18 protein-coding genes are annotated in these 19,916 nt (G+C 57.9%); 12 read left to right on the top strand and 6 right to left on the bottom strand.

Annotated elements, in window-relative coordinates:
- Nucleotides 1-82 precede the first annotated feature (82 nt).
- From HMPREF3042_RS09795 to HMPREF3042_RS09810, 4 genes are all read right to left on the bottom strand, one after another.
- A complete protein-coding gene (locus tag HMPREF3042_RS09795; protein WP_070857019.1) occupies nucleotides 83-499 on the bottom strand; it encodes a hypothetical protein in 417 nt (138 codons plus the stop codon).
- Between the two features lie 43 nt (nucleotides 500-542).
- Nucleotides 543-1,475, bottom strand: coding sequence for a universal stress protein (locus HMPREF3042_RS09800; protein WP_048760048.1), 933 nt, complete (start codon nucleotides 1,473-1,475; stop codon nucleotides 543-545).
- 158 nt (nucleotides 1,476-1,633) lie between these two features.
- The gene (locus HMPREF3042_RS09805; protein ID WP_016421708.1) at nucleotides 1,634-2,125 is read right to left on the bottom strand and encodes a MarR family winged helix-turn-helix transcriptional regulator; all 492 of its coding nucleotides are present in this window, start codon (nucleotides 2,123-2,125) and stop codon (nucleotides 1,634-1,636) included.
- A gap of 521 nt (nucleotides 2,126-2,646) precedes the next feature.
- Nucleotides 2,647-3,732 carry an inositol-3-phosphate synthase gene (locus tag HMPREF3042_RS09810; protein WP_016421706.1) on the bottom strand — a complete coding sequence of 362 codons (1,086 nt, stop codon included), beginning with the start codon at nucleotides 3,730-3,732 and terminating at the stop codon, nucleotides 2,647-2,649.
- Between the two features lie 272 nt (nucleotides 3,733-4,004).
- Here HMPREF3042_RS09810 and HMPREF3042_RS10810 point away from each other — a divergent pair, with 272 nt between their 5' ends.
- From HMPREF3042_RS10810 to trxA, 10 genes are all read left to right on the top strand, one after another.
- Nucleotides 4,005-4,376 (top strand): DUF5318 family protein, encoded by a 372-nt coding sequence (locus HMPREF3042_RS10810; RefSeq protein ID WP_246822413.1) that lies wholly within the window; start codon nucleotides 4,005-4,007, stop codon nucleotides 4,374-4,376.
- 11 nt (nucleotides 4,377-4,387) lie between these two features.
- On the top strand, nucleotides 4,388-6,865 hold the full coding sequence (locus HMPREF3042_RS09815; RefSeq protein ID WP_070857021.1) for a transglycosylase domain-containing protein: 2,478 nt from the start codon (nucleotides 4,388-4,390) through the stop codon (nucleotides 6,863-6,865).
- Nucleotides 6,866-7,057, top strand: coding sequence for a hypothetical protein (locus HMPREF3042_RS09820; RefSeq protein WP_016421704.1), 192 nt, complete (start codon nucleotides 6,866-6,868; stop codon nucleotides 7,055-7,057).
- Between the two features lie 311 nt (nucleotides 7,058-7,368).
- Nucleotides 7,369-7,656 (top strand): 30S ribosomal protein S6, encoded by a 288-nt coding sequence (gene rpsF / locus HMPREF3042_RS09825; RefSeq protein WP_070439172.1) that lies wholly within the window; start codon nucleotides 7,369-7,371, stop codon nucleotides 7,654-7,656.
- Nucleotides 7,657-7,777: 121 nt separating this feature from the next.
- Nucleotides 7,778-8,344: a single-stranded DNA-binding protein gene (locus HMPREF3042_RS09830; RefSeq protein ID WP_005511984.1), complete on the top strand. Its 567-nt coding sequence runs from the start codon at nucleotides 7,778-7,780 to the stop codon at nucleotides 8,342-8,344.
- 100 nt (nucleotides 8,345-8,444) lie between these two features.
- A complete protein-coding gene (gene rplI / locus HMPREF3042_RS09835; protein ID WP_005511982.1) occupies nucleotides 8,445-8,897 on the top strand; it encodes a 50S ribosomal protein L9 in 453 nt (150 codons plus the stop codon).
- A gap of 735 nt (nucleotides 8,898-9,632) precedes the next feature.
- A complete protein-coding gene (gene dnaB / locus HMPREF3042_RS09840) occupies nucleotides 9,633-11,225 on the top strand; it encodes a replicative DNA helicase (protein WP_070857023.1) in 1,593 nt (530 codons plus the stop codon).
- Nucleotides 11,226-11,366: 141 nt separating this feature from the next.
- Complete coding sequence (locus HMPREF3042_RS09845; RefSeq protein WP_070857025.1) at nucleotides 11,367-12,563, top strand: acyltransferase family protein; 1,197 nt, start codon at nucleotides 11,367-11,369, stop codon at nucleotides 12,561-12,563.
- Between the two features lie 89 nt (nucleotides 12,564-12,652).
- Nucleotides 12,653-13,501 carry a fumarylacetoacetate hydrolase family protein gene (locus HMPREF3042_RS09850; RefSeq protein WP_070857027.1) on the top strand — a complete coding sequence of 283 codons (849 nt, stop codon included), beginning with the start codon at nucleotides 12,653-12,655 and terminating at the stop codon, nucleotides 13,499-13,501.
- A 142-nt stretch (nucleotides 13,502-13,643) separates the two neighbouring features.
- A complete protein-coding gene (trxA, locus tag HMPREF3042_RS09855; RefSeq protein ID WP_005511980.1) occupies nucleotides 13,644-14,024 on the top strand; it encodes a thioredoxin in 381 nt (126 codons plus the stop codon).
- Between the two features lie 93 nt (nucleotides 14,025-14,117).
- Here trxA and HMPREF3042_RS09860 read toward each other — a convergent pair whose 3' ends face one another.
- A complete protein-coding gene (locus HMPREF3042_RS09860; protein WP_070857028.1) occupies nucleotides 14,118-15,419 on the bottom strand; it encodes a serine hydrolase in 1,302 nt (433 codons plus the stop codon).
- Between the two features lie 161 nt (nucleotides 15,420-15,580).
- Here HMPREF3042_RS09860 and HMPREF3042_RS09865 point away from each other — a divergent pair, with 161 nt between their 5' ends.
- Nucleotides 15,581-16,417: a PspA/IM30 family protein gene (locus HMPREF3042_RS09865; RefSeq protein WP_070857030.1), complete on the top strand. Its 837-nt coding sequence runs from the start codon at nucleotides 15,581-15,583 to the stop codon at nucleotides 16,415-16,417.
- 178 nt (nucleotides 16,418-16,595) lie between these two features.
- Here HMPREF3042_RS09865 and HMPREF3042_RS09870 read toward each other — a convergent pair whose 3' ends face one another.
- Nucleotides 16,596-18,176, bottom strand: a complete 1,581-nt coding sequence (locus tag HMPREF3042_RS09870; RefSeq protein ID WP_070628767.1) for an NYN domain-containing protein — start codon at nucleotides 18,174-18,176, stop codon at nucleotides 16,596-16,598.
- 261 nt (nucleotides 18,177-18,437) lie between these two features.
- On the opposite strand from HMPREF3042_RS09870, the gene HMPREF3042_RS09875 reads away from it, so the two are divergent.
- A complete protein-coding gene (locus tag HMPREF3042_RS09875; RefSeq protein WP_070857031.1) occupies nucleotides 18,438-19,715 on the top strand; it encodes an MFS transporter in 1,278 nt (425 codons plus the stop codon).
- Nucleotides 19,716-19,916: the final 201 nt, after the last annotated feature.

The raw sequence follows: 19,916 nt of genomic DNA on the forward strand, positions 1-19,916 counted from the left end.
CATAAGCCCAGACACTTTCTCGCTTGAGGCTTTCTCGCAAAAACCTCAAGAGGGTGGCGTCGAGGCTGGCCGCCTCTTACCCCTACTTAACGCCCAGAATCAGGACGCCGAATGTGGAGAGCATCCACATCAAAGTGAAGGGCATGAGCACCCAGCACATGGCGAGCCACGGGCGCCAGTTGCGGAAGTTCTTCCACTCCACGTAGGTCTGCCAGAAGCCCAAAAGGCAGCCAACCAGGGAGATTACGCCCGGGACGACGGGAAAGAGGATTTCCCATGTGCGGGAGCAAATAAAGCTGGACTTGCCCGCATCACAGGTGGGGCCACCGACAATCGCGCCAGCGATGCCGATAATGAGGCCCGCGAGCAGGGTCGTAAGAATCACACCCGCGGTGTAGATGTAGGCGCGCTTGCCGGAATACATCTTGCGCTCAAGCTCGTCGAAGATTTCATCCTCGGTGCGCTCCGGTTTACTGTGCCCCGGCGCGTTATCCACCATCTGCTCCCCTCGCCTCTAAATCCCTTCTGATGTGCCTGCCATACTAGGCCGGAGTGATCAGCATTGGCACCGGGCTGTGGCGAACGATGTGGTTAGTCGACGATCCGATGAAGATTCGTCCGAATGGGCCAAGAGTAGACGAACCCAAAACGAGCAAGTCCCCCTTCTTCCATTTGATGGACTGAATGGCCTCTTCCCAACCGTTGCCGGAGGCCACGTCCGCATCGATGGACAGATCTGGGTAACGGGTATGCGCGCGGTCGGTACCGCGGTCGAGCAGCCCCATCGCCTGCTCGCGCCACTCAATCATCAGGTCCGAGGAGGGGCCGTAGCCGTTCTCCGTCGGGTACATGGTCGCACCGCGGGGCGTAAACGAGACCAGACGCAGGGGAACTTCCCAACGGTGTGCCAGGTCAGCAGCCTTATTCAATGCGTGGTGCGACTGTGGGGTGTCAATGTAACAAATGCTGACACGGGTCACACCATGCTTAGAAAGTTTCGCGCCGGGGATAGCCAGCCCCAGTGGAGTTGGCGAGTAGTGCAGCAGCGCATCCGAAGTCGACCCCGCGGTAAAGCGACTGCGATTCTTGGCGGCCCAGTCCTTGGTATTGCTTCGGCGCGTGCCAAGCAGAACCATATCGGCTTCGAATTCTTCGGCCTCGTTACAGATAGTTGTAGATTCGCTGGAGGATTCGATGATCCGCACGGCATCGTCGTCAAGCATGCCCTTGCGCAGGCCAGCGAGCTTTAGCTCATCCTTGATGATTTTTTCAAGAGACTCGGTTTCGTGGGAAACCCAGGAGTCATTGGTGCTCAGCCGAGCCAGTGAGGTCAGCGGCCAGCCGCGCGACAGTGCGCTGACGACGCGAATCTGCACCTTCGTGGTGCGAGCTAACCAAGCGGCGTAAGCAAGCGTTTCGGTGCCGTACTCGCCTGGACGCCACGCAATCATGATACGAAGCGGGCGGGAAGCCATCGCTAATCCTCCTGTGATTACTCAGAAATATCCAAGTGGTGCTTCTGGGTAATAGCCTACGTGGATAGGCGGGCATATATAAAACGGCACTGATGACGTGTAAAAGCTATGTACCCTGCCTGTGGGCTTAAAGAGGGCAGGGCTAGCTGGAAAAGAGACTAGACGCTTGGGTTTGTCTTTGGATGCTCCGGGTAGTTTTCGAGAATCTTGGACAGAATCGTCTCAAGACCAGCGCCAAATTCCAGCTCTTCCTGGGTCAGCGTGCTGAACATTTCAGCCATCTGCTGATTGCGCTCTTCAGAAACACGGTGCAGCTCTTCACGGCCACGGTCGGTCAGTTCAACGCGGACGCCACGGCGGTCTTTGCTGTCGCGGACGCGCTCCACCATGCCGGCGACCTCCAAGTGGTGCACGGCGTTGGAAGCGGTGGGCATGCGGATGGCCTCGGCCTCAGCCAACTGGCTGATACGGCAGGCGCCCAGTGCCTCCAGGGTCATCATGATGGACAGCTGCGCGCGGCTGAGCTGGGACTCCGAGGAGCGGCGGCTGTAGAGCAGCTCAGCGCGAGTCAGGAGAGGGCGAATGCGCTTAGCGAGCGACAGAGGAGTAACGGCATCAGGATTGCCAATCGAGCCCGAAGATAATGTCATAGCGACGATGTTATATGCGAACAGTGCTAGTTGCCAATACGAAATTTATTTGAGGTGCTATTTATTTTTCTACAACTGGTGATTTCGGCAATAAAATCACCAGGAATTCTCCATCGATCATCTAAACCCCCAGCACAAAGCATTAAACCTATCTGCGTATAAGGTTTTTCAGCGCTGGCAGAAACCCCCTAAAGTGTCACTTCTTCTGTACTTAGAACGTTGGCTTGGAGGTAGCCATACGGCTACTCTCGCGAATACTTTCGACTTGTGATATATCTCGCGAATCAATCCTCTCGGATGTATTGCTGTCAGCTTTACGACGACTGCAGCGCACGCATCCATGGCAGGGACGAGGTGGGCGCAGCAGCGAGTAGGGCGAGAAGGGCGTGGAAGGAAGCGGGGAGGACAGGGGATAGAGGAGCACAAAAGCGCCAGCGGCTACTGCATGGGTAACCGGCTGGCGCTTTTCAAGGAACATGCTCTCGGAGCTGCTCGCTTGTACTTTTGAGTGCTTGTACCTTTTAGTCTTCGCCCTTAATAAATGCTTCGAGCTGTGCTCGCGCAACATCGTCGGCAAGCTGCTTCGGCGGGGACTTCATCAGGTAGGAAGAAGCGGCGTAAACCGGGCCGCCGATGCCGCGATCCTTGGCGATCTTAGCTGCGCGAACAGCATCGATGATGATGCCGGCGGAGTTCGGGGAGTCCCAGACCTCGAGCTTGTACTCAAGGTTCAGCGGCACCTCGCCGAAGGCCTTGCCCTCGAGTCGGACGTAGGCCCACTTGCGGTCATCCAGCCAGTCCACCCAGTCCGACGGGCCGATGTGGACGTTGCGGTCATCAATCTTGCCGGCCAGTGGACCGGTGAGATTGGAGGTGACAGCCTGGGTCTTGGAGATCTTCTTGGACTCGAGACGGTCGCGCTCGAGCATGTTCTTGAAGTCCATGTTGCCGCCGACGTTGAGCTGCAGGGTGCGCTCGAGGCGAACACCACGGTCCTCAAATAGCTTGGCCATGACGCGGTGAGTGATGGTTGCGCCGACCTGGCTCTTGATATCGTCGCCGACAATCGGAACGCCCGCGTCTTCGAACTTCTTGGCCCACTCCGGGTCGGATGCGATGAAGACCGGCAGGGCGTTGACGAAGGCCACACCAGCGTCAATGGCACACTGTGCGTAGAACTTGTCGGCCTGCTCGGAACCGACCGGCAGGTAGGAGACCAGGACATCGACCTTGGCGTCCTTCAGCGCCTGAACTACGTCGACCGGTTCAGCCGGGGATTCGTCGATGGTGTCCGCATAGTACTTGCCAACGCCGTCCAGGGTCGGGCCGCGCTGAACCTCAACGCCGAGAGTCGGGACATCGGCAATCTTGATGGTGCAGTTTTCGGAGGAAACAATGGCCTCGGAGAGGTCCTTGCCGACCTTCTTGTCGTCAACGTCGAAAGCTGCGACGAACTCGACATCGGAGACGTGGTAGTCGCCGAAGACGACGTGCATGAGGCCAGGAATGGTCTCATCGGGCTTTGCATCGCGGTAGAACTCGACACCCTGCACCAGGGAAGAGGCGCAGTTGCCGACGCCGACGATAGCGACGCGAATTGAACTCATTTAGTAATTCTCCTTGAAACTATGTGCTCGGAGGCTTTGACCTCGCGCCGGGAACTCACACCGGGAACTCGCATCAAGACCTAGCATCAGAACCCCGCACCAGGGTCTTGCGCCAGCGGTGCGGCCGTGAGTGGGTGCGCGCATTGAGGTAACGAGCGTGACGTTATACCTTTATGCGTTTTTTGCCGATGCCCGAACCGTGAGGGGGCATGTGTTTACCGATAAAGCGGGGGTGAAACCAGCCCGCACGAGCCTGCTAATCTGTCTTCGTGATGACATGGCAGGGCGAGATCGATCACTCCTTGCTCAAGAAGCAGTTATTGGAGCAGTGGCGTGCAGGGGAAGTTTCACGGAAATCACTCTGTGATGCCGATGCTCGGCTGGTCGCTGCCGCGCGTTTTCATGGCAGAAAGTCCCAGGAAGAGTGCCCAGTATGTCGCAAATTTGACCTCCGACTCGTATTCTGGGTGTTCGGAGAAAACTTGGGCCGTCGTTCCGGCTCTGCTTGTACTGAAAACGAATTATCCGCAATAGTTAATGAATATGGTTCGTGCACCGTCAAAGAAGTTGAGGTGTGCCCCGACTGCAAGTGGAGTTTCCTGACCCGGACACTTCAGGCAGCTCGAGAAGAGTCAGAAAACTAGGGAGAGCACCCGTGAGCAATGATCGACCCGATAGCCCAGGCGGTCCTAACAGCCCTCACGAGGGCCAGGGTTCTAATTCATCAGGCGAGTGGTGGGATCAGCCGGATGCTGATTCCTTCAATACGCACGCACGCTCCGATGACGCATCGCTTGACGACGATTCCAGCGACAGCATTGATGCTGTTTCGGTCGGTGGCAATGACGAGGGTCTGGCTACCGGTTCAGAGATGACGTCGGCAAGCGAGCCGGACCCGGAGAAGGGGCAGTACGCCCCAGATGACCTTGAACCAGATGACCATGAAGAGGAAAGCTCGATGGCGCAAGAAGAACAGCCGACTGATAATAAGCGGCGAATTTTAGCGTGGCTCGGTCTAGCCGTGGCGCTGGTCGTGCTGTTGCCGGTAGTTGTGTTCGGTGTTGCTTATGCGACAACGGACGTGCCGGAGCCAGAGGAGTTGGCCAATAGCCAGATTGCGGTGATTTATGACCGTTCTGGTGAAAAGGAAATCACGCGCATCGTCCCGGAGGGCGGTAACCGAAGCAACATCACTATCGACAAGGTGCCGGATGCTGTACGCAATGCAGTGCTGGCAGCTGAGGATCGTGATTTCTATACCAACCCGGGTTTCTCCTTGACTGGTTATGCCCGTGCGGCTCTGGGAGTCGTGACTGGTAATTCCAGTGCCGGTGGCGGCTCGACCATTACGCAGCAGTACGTCAAGAATGCTGTGGTGGGCAACGAGCGCACGCTGACCCGTAAGGCCAAGGAGCTGGTCATGTCGGCGAAGATGGCGCGGGAGTGGACTAAGGACGAAATCCTTGAGGCCTACCTCAACACGATTTACTTTGGTCGTAACGCATACGGTATCGCGGCAGCGTCGAAGGCCTACTTCGGTAAGGAAGTCGGTGAGCTGAATGCCGAAGAGGGTGCTGTGTTGGCGGCCTCGATTCAGCGTCCATCCGCACTGGATCCGTGGACTAACCGCCCGGAGGCTGAGCAGCGTTGGAACTACGTCCTCGATGGCCTGGTGGAGATGAACATCGTCTCGCCGCAGGACCGCGCGGGAATGCAGTACCCGGAGACCATCGATCCGGCGTTGGCGCCGAAGCAGGCTCCGGAGCCCGGCCCGGCTGCCATGATCAAGAATCAGGTGCTGGCTGAGTTGGAGCGCGAAGGTATCTCCGAGCAGGAGGTCAACACCGGCGGTCTACGCATTACGACGACCATTGACCCGACGGTACAGCAGGCTGCCCTGGATGCGATGGAAAACTACGTCGATCAGTCAACGGGTTTGCGTGCCGCCATCGTTTCGGTGGAGCCAAAGACCGGTGCTGTCCGCGCCTACTACGGTGGCGACGATCCGACTGGTTGGGACTACGCGAACAGCGGTCTGCAGACCGGTTCTACTTTCAAGATTTTTGCGCTGGCCGCAGCGCTCGATCAGGGCATTCCGCTGACCGCGCAGTACTCTTCGGCACCTGTGCAGTCCGGTAACGTCACTCTGCACAACGACGGCGGTGCCGGCGGTGGCGTGCTTCCGCTTTATGAGTCCCTGAAGCAGTCGCTGAACACCCCGTTTATTCGCCTGCAGCGCGACCTAAAGAATGGTCCGGATGACACCGCCAAAATGGCTCATCGTCTGGGCGTGGCTGAGTCCATCCCGGGTATTGAAAAGACTCTGATGGACGACAACGGTCACTCGCAGGACGGTATCGCCCTGGGTCAGTACCTCTCACGTCCGCTGGATATGGCCGTTGGTCTGGCTACCCTGACTAACGATGGCGTCTATCAGCAGACTCACTTCGTAGAGAAGGTCGAAAACTCCAAGGGCGAGATTGTTTACGAGTCCAACGCTGACAAGGGCGACCGTCGAGTTTCCAAGGCAGTGGCCACCAATATGATATCGGCCATGGAGCCTATTGCCGGTTACAGCAACAAGCCCTTGAGCGGTGGTCGCCCGTCGGCCGCCAAGACCGGTACTACGCAGTTGGGTGACACTGGCCAGAACAAGGATGCGTGGATGATCGGTTCGACACCGCAGCTGTCGACTGCAGTGTGGGTTGGCAACGTCGATGGTTCGGCGCTCTACAACGCCTACGGTGGCATCATGTACGGTGCCCAAACTCCGGGCGATCTGTGGAAGTACACCATGGATAACGCACTGGCCAACGAGGACTTTGAGTACTTCACCAAGCCGGAACCAATCGGTGGTGTTGCAGGTGCGCCGCAGTACCAGGCGCCGTCGACCTCTGACTCTGGTTATGACCAGGGCTCTGCCCCGGAGACCACAGAAGAGGAGTCGGCCGAGGAGTCGACCTCTGAGTCCTCCGAGGAGCAGCCTGCACCGCTTCCGGTTCCGGGTGGCGATGGCGGCGGCGGTGGCGGCGGAATCGCTGACCTACTGCCCATCCCGATTCCGGGAGGCGGTGGTTTCGGCGGTGGCAATGAAGGCGGCGGAGACCCCGGTAACCCTGGAGGTGGACAGTAAGTGGATACGTGGGTGATTTTCACCATCGTCTGCGTCGCGATCGGCTTCCTGATGTTCGGCACGGCCTTTTGGGGCTTCATGCAGAAGTGGAAACCGGCAATCATTTGGGCTCTGTGCCTGGCAGCCTTCCTATTCGCGACAGTCATTCCGGTGATTATTGCGTTGGCACATGCTTCCTCGACATCAATGTAGGACGCAGGCCAGGTAGTTAGCTGCTAGAGCGCTAACTGCCCACCAAGCACGCGACAACTTCACAATTCAAAGAGACGCACGCAGTAGCTCTGTGTGCGTCTCTTTTTATTCGGCGCCCTGACACCGCTTGCCAGTACTGCTTGCCGACGGCGCCTGCGATTAGGACATATACCTCTGCCTGCGGTACCCTGGCAGGGTTGCTTGACGCAACGATCCTCCTGCTGCATAGCGGTTGGCATGAAAGACAGTGCCAGCGCACCACGCTGTGTAGCCGAAATACAAGAACTAGACCATAGGAGGTGATGAGGTCCGTGCGTCACTACGAAGTAATGATTATTATCGATCCGTCTCAGGATGAGCGCACCGTAGGCCCGTCCCTGGAGAAGTACCTCGACGTTGTCCGCAAGGAGAACGGCAAGGTGGAGAAGGTGGACATCTGGGGTAAGCGCCACCTCGCCTACCCGATCGAGAAGAAGGAAGACGGCATCTACGTTGTCGTCGACCTCACCTGCGAGTCCGCATCCGTGCTGGAACTCGACCGTCGTCTGAATCTGAACGACAGCATCCTGCGCACCAAGGTGCTGCGGGTTGATCGTTAATCTGCGTCATATTTGCGTATCCAGAGTGCTCGAATGGGGCACACCGGTAGTGCGAAAGCCGTAGGATAGCGGGCGAAAGCCCCATCATCAGCTCGACAGAATACAACCGAGGAGAAGAAGCATGGCTCAGGGAGACGTACAAATCACAGTGGTTGGCAACTTGGTTGCTGACCCGGAGCTTAAGTACACCCAGAACGGCACTGCCGTGGCGAATTTCCGCGTCGCGTCGACTCCGCGGGTGTACCGAGATGGCCAGTGGGTTGACGGCGAGGGCATGTTCCTCACCTGCAGCCTGTGGCGTGAGGCAGCGGAGAACGCTGTCGAAAGTCTCTCCAAAGGCATGCGTGTCATCGTCCAGGGTCGTCTGCGCCAGCGCAGCTACGAGACCCGCGAGGGCGAGCGTCGTACCGTCTTTGAGGTTGAGGTCGATGAGGTGGGTCCGTCCCTGAAGTTCGCTCGAGCTCAGGTCACGCGCACTCCACGCAACGGCGGTGGAAACTTTGGCGGCGGTAACCGCGGCCAGGGTGGAAATGCCGGTGGTGGTTTCGGCGGTGGCTTTGGTGGAAACCAGGGCAACCAGGGTGGACAGAGCGATCGCGGTTTTGGTGGCGGAGCTCCTGCGGAAGATCCGTGGAACTCAGCTCCTCCGGCCGGTGGTGGCTTCGGCGGCGATGAGCCTCCGTTCTAAGCTCCTTCCAGCCACGGCACTACGTGACTAGTTTGCAGCAGATTTAGCATCCACAATTCTCATAATCTTTTAAAGACATATCCAGCGAAAGGCAGGGATCATGAAGCTGATCCTCACCGCCGACGTTGACAAGCTCGGTGTCGCAGGCGACATCGTTGAGGTCAAGGCCGGCTACGGACGTAACTACCTGCTTCCTCGCGGACTGGCAATTGTTGCCACCCGCGGCGCAGAAAAGCAGATCGAGGGCATTCGCCGTGCCCAGGAGGCTCGCGCTATCCGCGACCTCGACCATGCACGTGAAGTCAAGCAGAAGATTGATTCGCTCGACAACGTCTCCGTTGCTGTGAAGGCTTCGGAAAATGGCAAGCTGTTCGGTTCCGTCACCAAGGGTGACATCGCCGATGCAGTTCGTAAGGCTTCCGGTCAGGCTATCGACAAGCGCGCAGTCGTGCTTGCTCCGAGCCAGATCAAGTCCCTTGGTAAGCACACCGTTGACATCGCGCTGCACCCGCAGATTACCGCGCATGTTTCCGTACAGGTCGTCGCCGCGTAAGTTCGCGGTTTAAAGTTTTTACTTTGACGGCGGCCGACGAGCGCCGCGCCTAAGGATGTGCGCGGGCTCTGAGGCCCAATGACAACAGCACACGTGAAGCTCTGATCTTTCGTAGTGAAAGGTCGGGGCTTTTCGTGGTTTAAGGCTGGCTTAAAGCCTTTTACGCAGGTGCTGGAAAGAGCATCTACAACTTGTCCACAGGCTAACGATGATTGCTGTGGATAAACCTGTGGGTAACTTTCCTGGCTGCCGTGGATAACTTTTCTGGAGAACGCGAGATTTTTATTAATTCATCGTTAATAATCTCCGCATGAGCAGCATCGATGCTAAAGGGGCAACAGAGGATTACATTTGTGCAGGATTAAGGCAAATATGTACTGACCTGCGTGGATAGAATATTTTCGGGTTGAAACTCCGCTACCCCCGTTAACATTCAAGCGGCGGTTTAGGGTTACGGACCGTTCACCTGGACTTTTCCTGATTGTGCACATGTTCTCCCCAGGCCTATCCACAGGAGCTGTGGATAACTTCGGGGATAACCCCGTGGAAGATTGTTTTCTGGGGCCTTCAAGGGTACTTTTACAGGTCCGTCAATCCGCTCGAACAGGTATAACTGCGGTAGGTAGTCAGGTGTCCAGTGCTGGCGGTCGGAACAGACATATTGAATGTGACGGTCAGTCAGTAACAGGGTTGAAAAGGCACCTAAGTGGTCCAGAAGGGGAGGAGCTGCTCACGATGAGTCAGCCTGTAGGTGATGGTGGTCATTCACGAGCAGGGGACGAGGCGTCGTCCTACTCGGTAAATTCCCACGATGATTCTTTCGATGACGTTCCGCTGCCTCCGGAACCACCGGTAGAGGATGCGCCACCGGAGGAGTATTCCTTCTCGCAGAGCTCGGGCAAAGGATCGTCGGCAAGCGGATCTGGGGCGCGGGACTGGGAGCGAGACCGTGGTCGTGGCGCTCGTGCGAGTGCGGTCGCGGGCGCGACTTTTGAGCGCACGCCGCCGCACAATATCGAGGCGGAGCAGAGTGTGCTCGGCGCGATGCTGCTGAACTCAGAGGTCGTTGCGGATGTGTACGAGCAGCTGACACCGGAGGATTTCTACCGACCGGCGCACCAGACGATTTACTCGGCGATTTTGCACCTCTACGGTGAATCCTCGGAAATTGACCCCATTTTGCTGGCAGGTCGTCTGGATCGAACTGGAGACCTGGAGCGCATCGGTGGTCCGCTGTACCTGCACACCTTGGCCTCCCTGGTGCCAACGGCGGCGAATGCGCAGTTCTATGCCCGCATTGTTGCGGAGAAGGCGACAATCCGTCGCCTGGTAGAGGCCGGCACGAAGATCGCCCAGATCGGCTATGCGGGCGCGGAGGACACGGAGCCGGAGCAGCTGGTGGATGAGGCGCAGCAGCTCATCTTCAGTGTTGGACGTGAGAACACGAAGAATGACTACGTTCCCATCGCCGATGTCCTGGATGACACGCTGGAGGAACTGGATCTTATTACCCAAAACGGCGGTCTGGCGCAGGGTGTGCCGACGGGGATTACCAACCTGGACAAGCTGACAAACGGTCTTCACCCAGGTCAGATGGTGATTATTGCGGCTCGCCCGGGTGTGGGTAAGTCCACGCTGGCGATGGACTTCATGCGTTCGGCCTCGATTCGCAACGGCATGACCAGCGCAATTTTCTCGTTGGAGATGTCGCGCAATGAAATCATGATGCGCATCATGTCCGCAGAGGCGAAGATCAACATGGCATCTTTGCGCTCCGGTGACCTGGATGAGCGGGACTGGACCAAGTTGGTCGAGGTCGGCGACAAGATTCGCGATGCTCCGCTGTTTATTGATGACTCGCCGAACCTGACCATGATGGAGATTCGCGCGAAGGCACGTCAGCTGAAGCAGAAGCACGATCTGAAGATGATCGTGGTCGACTACCTGCAGCTGATGAGCTCGGGTAAAAAAGTCGAGTCCAGGCAGCAAGAGGTCTCGGAGTTCTCCCGTCAGCTCAAGTTGTTGGCGAAGGAACTCGAGGTACCGCTGATTGCAATTTCGCAGCTGAACCGTGGTCCGGAAGCTCGCACAGATAAGAAGCCACAGGTCTCGGACCTGCGTGAGTCGGGCTCACTGGAGCAGGATGCCGATATCGTCATGCTGATTTACCGGCCGGACTCGCAGGAGGCTGACCATGAACGTGCTGGTGAGGCGGATATTATCGTCGCAAAGCACCGTGGTGGACCTACCGGAAGCATTGCTGTGGCCCACCAGCTGCACTACTCCAGGTTCGCCAACCTGGCGGAGGAGCCCAGCGGTTCTCTCTAGGGCCTCGCCTAGCCACCCAGAATTAGTGCAATCCGGGTGGCTAGGTAAGGTGAGTGACAGTCAATGGGGCGAGTTTTCGTGCGTTGACGGTTTTGAAGGTTTTGAGGGTTACGCGGAGTCGTCGGGAAGCGGGGAAGCACTATGTCACCAACTGCCGCTCCCGTGGCAGCGGAGACCAAAGCTAAAAGGCATAAGAGTGCGCCGAAACAGCGCGTCGGCTGGGTAGATGCGGCCAAGGGGCTGTGCATTCTATTAGTTGTGCTTGGCCATGCCATCACAGAGCTGCAAGCGCACGGTTACTACACGGCGCAGTGGGCGGGGATTAACTTCTTCCTCGGACCAATCCGTATGCCGCTGTTTTTCCTGCTATCTGGTCTGTTCGCCGGCAAGGCACTCAAGGAGTCGTGGCATAAGTTGGCCAATCGCCGAATCTGGGTGATGGTCTATCTCTACGTGATTTGGGTTCCACTGCGTGACTTCGTGCTTTTCCTCATGCCATATACGCACGTGGATGCCGATGGCATCGTGTCTCCGCCGCCGATTACGGACCACAGCGCGTGGGGGCCGCGAATTTACAACACGCTTCACGCGGGCATCGAGCCAACTTCTTACCTGTGGTTCCTGTGGGCGCTGGCGCTATTTGCAATTCTCACACGAGCATTCCGCTGGGTACATCCGGTGATTCAGCTCATCGTTTCAGGCCTCATTAGTGCATGGGCGCCTTTTGCCTCATCCAGTTGGTCATGGGACTTTGTCAGCAAGATGCTGTTCTTCTATGTGCTGGGCATGTACGGTGCGCCCTGGATCTTCCGGATGGCACAGCGTCGCAGCGGCCTCTCACTGCTAGTGACGCTGACGGCTTTCCTGTCGGTGGCAATCTGGGTGCAGGCGAACTACGCGAGCTTTAACGAAGGCAACGTCGGCTTCACTCGCGTGTACCTGTCCACCACTGGCGCACTGGCTGCAATCAATGTCATGGCGATGCTGCAGAACACTCGCCTAGTTGTGCCCTTTGAAAAGGTTGGCGGTCGAACGCTGCCTATCTTCCTCATGCACATTCCAATGTTGGTTGTGGTCATGATTATTTGCGACCTCATCCTGTCGAAGGACCCACACTTGGTCATCATGACGCCGCTGGTGGCCATCATCGCGGCGATGCTGTGTCTCGGTCTGCACAGGTTGCTGCTTGCCATCGGTGCCGGATGGCTCTTCGTCCGTCCTGCTTGGGTAGTTCGCATGACTACGCCGGGACAGCGTGCTCTTCAGCACGGCCAGAATCTTCCCTCCCAGCCTGAAGGCGAGGCTCCGCGGCAGCCTAAGAGCGAACCTGCTTCCTAATTCAGCTCAACAAGGCGGTAGCGTGGAACCGAGAGCCGATCAGGCGGCAGAAGTGACACAGAGAATAGCCATGAAGAAATGAGAAAGCCATGCGTCTAGCAACGTTGCGATACCAGGGTGCAACCCGCGCCGCTGTTCTCGGCGACGGCGTAGCGGTCCTTTTTGATGACCACTGTCTCGGAGATGTGTTAGCGCGGCCAACGTGGCGTCGTGAAGCGGAAGAACTCTTGGCGGAGGCGGGGAACAACCCTGACAACGTCATGGCGGAGAGCGCGTGGGCGTTCGCACCGCTGATCACGCGGCCGGGCAAGATCGTCTGCGTCGGCCTGAACTATGCCGCCCACATCGATGAGATGGGGCACCAGCGCCCCGAGGTGCCGACGCTATTCGCGAAGTTTGCCGATGCCGTCGCCGGTGCGAAGGATGATATCCGAGTGCCGGAGGCCTGCGCGGAAAAGCTCGATTATGAAGGCGAGCTCGCGGTTATCGTCGGCGAGACCTGCTTGCGGGTGTCGGAGGAGCAGGCGCAGGACGCTATCGCTGGGTACGCGATTATGAATGACTTCACCCAGCGCGATTTCCAGTACGCCACCGCGCAGTGGCTACAGGGGAAGACGTTGCAGCGCGCCAGTGCTTTCGGCCCGTGGATGCTCACAGCCGATGCTTTCGATGCGGACTCCGCACGGGTGCGCACATACGTCGACGGGGAGCTGCGCCAGGATGCCCCGATTGCGGACCTTGTTTTCTCCCCGGCGAAGTTAATCGCCTACATCTCACAGTTCGTGCAGCTGAACCCGGGCGATGTCATCTCTACGGGAACGCCGGCGGGTGTTGGCCACGGCATGAGCCCGCAGACCTACCTTCAGGATGGTCAGGAAATGATCATCACCATCGATGGCCTGGGTAAACAGGCCAACACTGTCCGCATCAACCACTAGCACGCGCCGCTTTACGACGTCCCCGCGAACCCGGCGGGAATGAATTGACCCCCGCGTGCGTTGTGGGGAACTAACGGGTAAAAACCTACGTAAAGAACGTGAAGTTAGAACACGACGTTAAAGAGTAAGAGGAGTTAGACCCATGGCAACTGTTGATATTACGAACGAGACTTTCGCTGAGACTATTCAGAACAACGACATTGTGCTCGTTGATGCCTGGGCATCCTGGTGCGGTCCGTGCCGCCAGTTCGCCCCGATTTATGAGAAGGCTTCGGAGAAGCACTCAGAGGTAGTGTTCGCAAAGCTGGACACCGATGCCAACCAGGAGGTTTCGGCCGCCCTGGGCATTCAGTCGATTCCGACGCTGTTTGTTTTCCGCGAGGGAATCCTGCTGTTCCAGCACTCTGGTGTGCTGCCTGAGACCGCTCTGAGCGACCTGGTTGGCCAGGCTTCGGAGCTGAACATGGATGATGTCCGTGCGCAGATTGCCGAGCAGGCCGCACAGGATAGCGCTACCGAGTAAATTCTGCGGTTTAGTCCGCATACTGTGCGTTTTCCAACTTAGAGCACTGCCGCGTAAGCCCCCGCGCCTCAAGCCCGCGGGGACTTTTTGTATCTAGTCCGCGCGCTGGCCACGAATGAGCCAGCCAATACCAAAGCCAGCGAGTGCCGCTACTAGTGCCCACAGGGCTGGAGCGACTTTGTTTGAGTCCTCCTCAATCGACAGTGGTGCGCTGGTGCGGGCATGCTTTGTCTCCTTCTCACCTGTTGGCAGAACCTGCCCGCTCGGGAACACGTGCTTGACAGCTTCGGTGAGGTCGTTGGCGGTCAGGTTTTTGCCCAGAACCGCGATAGCGTAACGGTCATCGTCGCCAAGGAACCCGGCAGTGGTGTGCTGCTCTTCGTACCAACCGGATTTGTTGGCAATCGTTTCCTTCGGTAGCGCTGCACGCAGACCGAAGTTCTGGTCTGCATCGCCGTAGGAGTAACGCGGCAGTGAGTACATCAGCTGACGCATGTATTTGGTCTCCGTGTCGCTCAGTCCGCCTTCTTCGCTCAGCATGCGGTCAAAGTAGGCGACCATGTCGGCTGGCGTACTAGTGGTGGCTCCCCACATAGGCGAGCCGACGGTCTTATCCGACAGGCCGTAGCGCTGCCGGACATTGTCAACGATGCGTACACCGCCGTAGGAATCCCACAGCTCGTCAGTTGCTTCATTGTTGGAGTATCGAATCATGTCGTCGCGCAGCATGGCATCAGGGTTGCCCTCAACCGGCATATCGCCCTGGCCAGCGACGATCTCGCCCTTCTTCGGCTGTGTGTAGTTGGAGTAGGCCACGACATCGGCGATGAATACCTTCATCAGGCTGGCGAGGCGAAAAACATCATCACAGTGTGCGTTGCAGATGAACTCACCGGTCTGGCGATCCAGGATGCCCATGCCGAGCATGCCGCCCTTAGCATCAAACTTCTCGGTCACCTGGTCGAGACGAGTTTGGACGCCAAGGCCCCACTGGGTATTCGCCCTTGGCACAAGTGGGGGAAACGCCTTCGGCTCACTTTTCGCAGTGCTTTCCGACGGCTCCGTTGAGGACGTTTCCGATGTCGTTGAAGAGGTTTTCTCTGCCGACTTCTCTGCCGACTGTTCCGCCGACTTCTCCGCGGTTTTCCCTGTGTGCTTCTCGGGAGCCTTTCCTGCTGGTTTTTCGGTGGTCTTCTTGGTTTTTGCGTCGGAGGGCTTAGTCGGCTCCGTTGAGGATGGAGCTGCGACGACTACCTGCGAAAATGCGCCGGTATTGGTGGAGTCAGCAGTTGCGGTGACTGTCGCGTTAGCCAGCGGCGCAGTTGCTGACAGAGTAATTACCGCGGCGAGACTCGCGGCAAGTCCGCGGTACGCGCGTTGAGGGCAATGAACCATGTTTAGAGAGTTTACAACTCTGGGGGAGTCTTGCTTGTCGGTAACCAGCTCTTTCCGTTTGCCGAGAGAGAGCGAGCTAGCTCACGTACAATTTTTTAAGAGATGGAATCTTCTCGGTTCCGATTAGTTATTCCGCATATGTTGAGGAAGGTTGGATTTGCATGGCTAATCCATTTGCCAAGGGCTGGAAGTACATGATGTCTTCGTTTGATAAGAAAATCGAAGACAATGCGGATCCGAAGGTTCAGATTGCACAGGCAGCTGAGGCCGAGCGTCAGCGCCATCAGGAGATTCAGCGTCAGGCTGCAGCTATCATCGGCAACCGCAATCAGCTGGAAATGCAGCTGGGGCGGTTGACCTCTGAGCGTGACAAGATTACCGAGAACACCCGCCAGGCACTCGCCAACGCGGATCAGGCTCGTGCCAAGGGCGATGAGGCCACTGCACAGAAGATGGAAAGCACTGCTGAGGTGTTTGCCACCCAGCTGGTGAATGTTGAAAAGGAGCTGGAAAATACTACGCAGCTCCACCAGCAGGCCGTATCTGCTGCTGAGGAGGCACAGCGTCAGGCGCAGCAGTCGCAGGCTCGCTACGAGCAGATTAAGCAGGATATCCGCAAGCTGGAGTCGCAGGCGGATCAGGCCAAGATGCAAGAGACCGCGTCGAAGACTCTCCAGAGCATGCAGGGTATTTCCGAGGATCCGAATGTGCCGACTTTGGATTCGGTCCGTGAGAAGATTGAAGGCCGCTACGCCAATGCGTTGGGCGCTCAGGAGCTCGCGGAATCCTCACAAGCAGGTCGCATGGCTGAGATCGAGACTTCGACTCGCGATGCCGCTGCCGACATGCGTCTGGCCGAAATTCGTGCCCAGATGAATAATGAAAGCGCTGCTCTCGAATCCGGTTCTGCCGCGAAGGATAATGCCGGCGAGCTGGAGTCCGCCGAGGCCGCCGAGGCCGTTGAGGACACCACAACGGACGGAGACGAAGCGAAGTAGCCTTCACCAGTTGCCAACAATCGCCAACAAGAAAGTGTCGGGGTTTATGGCAGTTTGAGCGGGAAAAACCACCCTAAAATGCCATAAACCCCGACACTTTCTCGCGTCAGCCGCACCAGCAGCGACAGTAGCGCCGGCAGTGCTGAAGCCGTCGAAACTGCCGAAGCCGTGAAGCGCGCTACTTCTCCAATTCACCGTTCTTCCGCGCGAGCAGCACCCCGCGGATACCGGCGTGGAAACCATCGCGCAGATTGACGCGCTGCGTCTCCGTCAGCGTGTATTCGTGCAGGGTTTCGCACGCAAACTGCAGCAGCGGACGATCAATGTCCGGCGGCAGCCCACCACCAGAGAGCAAGTGGGCACTATCGCGCGCCTGCTCGTTCGCAATATTCTCGTACCACCAGTTCGCGTACTGCTGTCCCACATCGAACGGCGTCTGGAAACCCGCAGATGCCCACACTTCGTTGGGCAGGGGCACGTACCGACTACGCAGCTTCCTCCTTGGCGCCATCATCGAAGGGTTCGGCCGCGGGCTTGGTTTCGGTGTACTCGCGTTGGCACCGTCTTCGCTTGCCGACGGCTCCGTCGCCGACTCCCCACTGCCGGTTGCAGTCGACGACGCGGAATCGGAGGCAGACGCGCCTGCATTCTCGGCTCCGGTGTTGTTCGCAGTGTCGTTACCAGCCCCACTGCCAGTGTTGACTGTTGCGCCGGGCATGGCCGCTGGAGAAGGCTGTGCTGGCTGAGTTGGTTGCGTTTGCTGTGTTGGCGAGTCAGCCGAAACGCCCGAAGCAGCGGAATCCACCTGTGTAGCTTCCAAACCGCCGGTGCGCTCTACCTCAGCGCGGTGCTCAGCCTGCGCCGGGATTTCCCGGGCACCCATCTTGGCCGCGTGCTCGACCTCGTTGAACTTCGGCGAGTCGGCTTTGGCCGTCGGCGTGGCTGCGGCATTGTCTTCGCTGCGACAGTCGGAGTCGCGGTCAGCTGTGGGGGATGGCACAACGCGCTGGTCCTGCGGAACCTCCGGAGAGCCGGCCTCCGGCGAAGCAACATCACCGTCGGCAGCGGAGGGAGTGTTCTCCGTGCCGTCGTCAAGCGAGTCCTCGCCCGGAGGAGTGATGCGCGTATCCGGTACACAGGTGGCACCGAGATCTTCGATTGGTTCGGCATCGCCCAGCGGCTTATTCGTGCGGACGACCGGTGGGATTGGGCCCTCGAGGACATTGAGCTGCATGGCGTCGGCGAAGTCCTCGCGGGGATCGAGGATTGTCGTCGAATCGCAGGCATGGCGAAGTGCACCGGACATGGAGTCCCAGCCGAAGCCGTAGAGATGCACGCGCACACCGGCGGCCGAAGCCTCAGCGACGCCGGGCAGCATGTCCGCATCGCCCGAGACCAGCACGATATCGGAAACTTGGTTGCGCAGGCCGGCGACAACCATGTCTGCGACGAGTCGCGTATCGACGGCCTTCTGCGTCCGTCGGTCACCCCATTCAATGAGCTGACCTGCGCGCAGCTGCACACCATCAATCGTGCGCAGTGAGCGCTGGTAACGATGCGGCCCCGACTCCGGGATGCCGTCGTACCAAAGTTGCCGCTGAACTGGCTGGTTCAGCTGCTGGTTAATCATTCGGTCAAGGACACTAACTACTTCTCTAAGGTCGATTTCTAATTGCCCGCGGGCTCCGGTTTCCCACGAGTTGTAAAAGCTCGCCAGTAAATATGACGTATCGACGAACACCAATGTGCGTTCAAGCATGGCTCCTAATTCCTGATTCTTTATTAACTAAATAAGAAAACCGGTTACATCGACAAGGATGCCCGAATAATTCATTCTATGCGCTAAACATGTTTAACTTCAGGGACTATTCTTAATAAGCCGCATTGCTTTGACCGTTCTTCGCGGGTTGGCAGAAGTGCGAGCCGACGAGAAAGCACCGATCAATTTAGGTATTGACGTGCAAAGAAATCGCCCCGCGAAGAGTGCGACCACACAGGAGAAGGGGAGTTACAAACAGGTATGAGACGCTGGTTCGGCCTATTGGTTCTCATTACTGTGTTGGGGCAAGCGGTTTTCAACGGCGGTCGCGTGCTGCTTTCTTGGCGAGTCCTCGATTTTGGCGGTTCCGCCGCCACCGTCGGTTGGTTCACTGCCGCATTTTCACTTGTACCTCTTATTATTGCGCTTCCCGCCGGCAAGCTTGTCGACAGCCATCGTGCCACCGAAGTCATGTACTCCGGTCTCGTCGCCACCGTCATCGCTGCAGCAGTAATGTCGCTCTCGCCGAACCTACCTATTCTTCTGACCGGCTACGTGGCCCTGGGTTTTGCCCACATGACCACGCTCATCGCCGCTCAAGGCATGGTTTCGCACCTGCGTGGCGGCGTCGCCGGGCTTGATAGCCTCTTTGCATACTTCACGCTTGGAATCTCCGTCGGGCAGTTCCTCGGCATCGTCGGTGCGGGTCTGCTCACTCCCAACCACGACGGCAGCGCCATGACCGCCACCACTTCCGCGCTCTGGACGATGACGGGAATCGGTGCGGTCGCCCTGGTCATCGGCTGGCCGGTCGCAACTGCTTATCGACGGCACGAAGCAAATGCAGCCGCCGAAGTGCAAGCTGCTAGCTCAACTGAGTATTCTCCGGCGTCGACTCTTAGCGACCGCAGCCGGATGGAGGAGAGGCGGCTGGCGCAGGCCGAAGCCAGTGGCGCATCGGTCTTAAGCATCCTGCGTATCGATGGCATGTCCAGCGCTATGTCTGTCTCAATTGCGGTCATCGTAGCCATTGACCTGTTGACGGCATATGTGCCGGTGCTGGGACGTGAACTGGGCTTTAGTGTTGCCGAGGTGACGGCGATCCTTGGTGCGCGTAGTGGTCTTGCGATTATTTCCCGAGCCCTCATGCCGACTGTTTTGCGCAAAGCTAATCGCAATCGGGTCCTTATCATTGCAGTTTGTGCCGGTGTCATGCCGCTTTTGGCAATGCCGTGGCTACAGAGTGCGTGGCTGATGGTTATCGCAGTTGGTATCTGTGGCTTGGCGTGGGGCTTTGTCATGCCTATGTCTATGACGTGGGTGAGCTCCCTGGTGGATGCCGAGGTGCGTGCTCAGGCGTTGTCCATCCGGCTGATGGGTAACCGCTTGGCGCAGGTCATCCTGCCGCCGGTTGCTGGTGTGGGTGCTACCGCGATGGGTGCAGGCAGCGTGTTTCTGGGGGCGGGTGCGCTGATGGGTGTCGCGTCTGCCACTGCTTGGCGACGACTCGCAGGTGACAAGGCGGCTCTGACTAAGTAATTGGTCGGTTGCTGAGTTGCTGACAAGTAGCGACCGAGCCGTAGGAAGTCTCTGATTTGGCGTACGGGGTTAACTAAAGTGAATTTTTTCATGGTTCTACCAGCGGATTCGCTTAAATAAGGGCGTGTGTGTAATGTATTCGAAGGTCAGCGTGGCCAGGCGGTTGTTGTCTGGTTGGCTGATGTGGGGGAAATGTTTTCG

Source organism: Corynebacterium sp. HMSC074C05, from assembly GCF_001838325.1.
In the GTDB taxonomy this organism is placed as follows: domain Bacteria; phylum Actinomycetota; class Actinomycetes; order Mycobacteriales; family Mycobacteriaceae; genus Corynebacterium; species Corynebacterium amycolatum.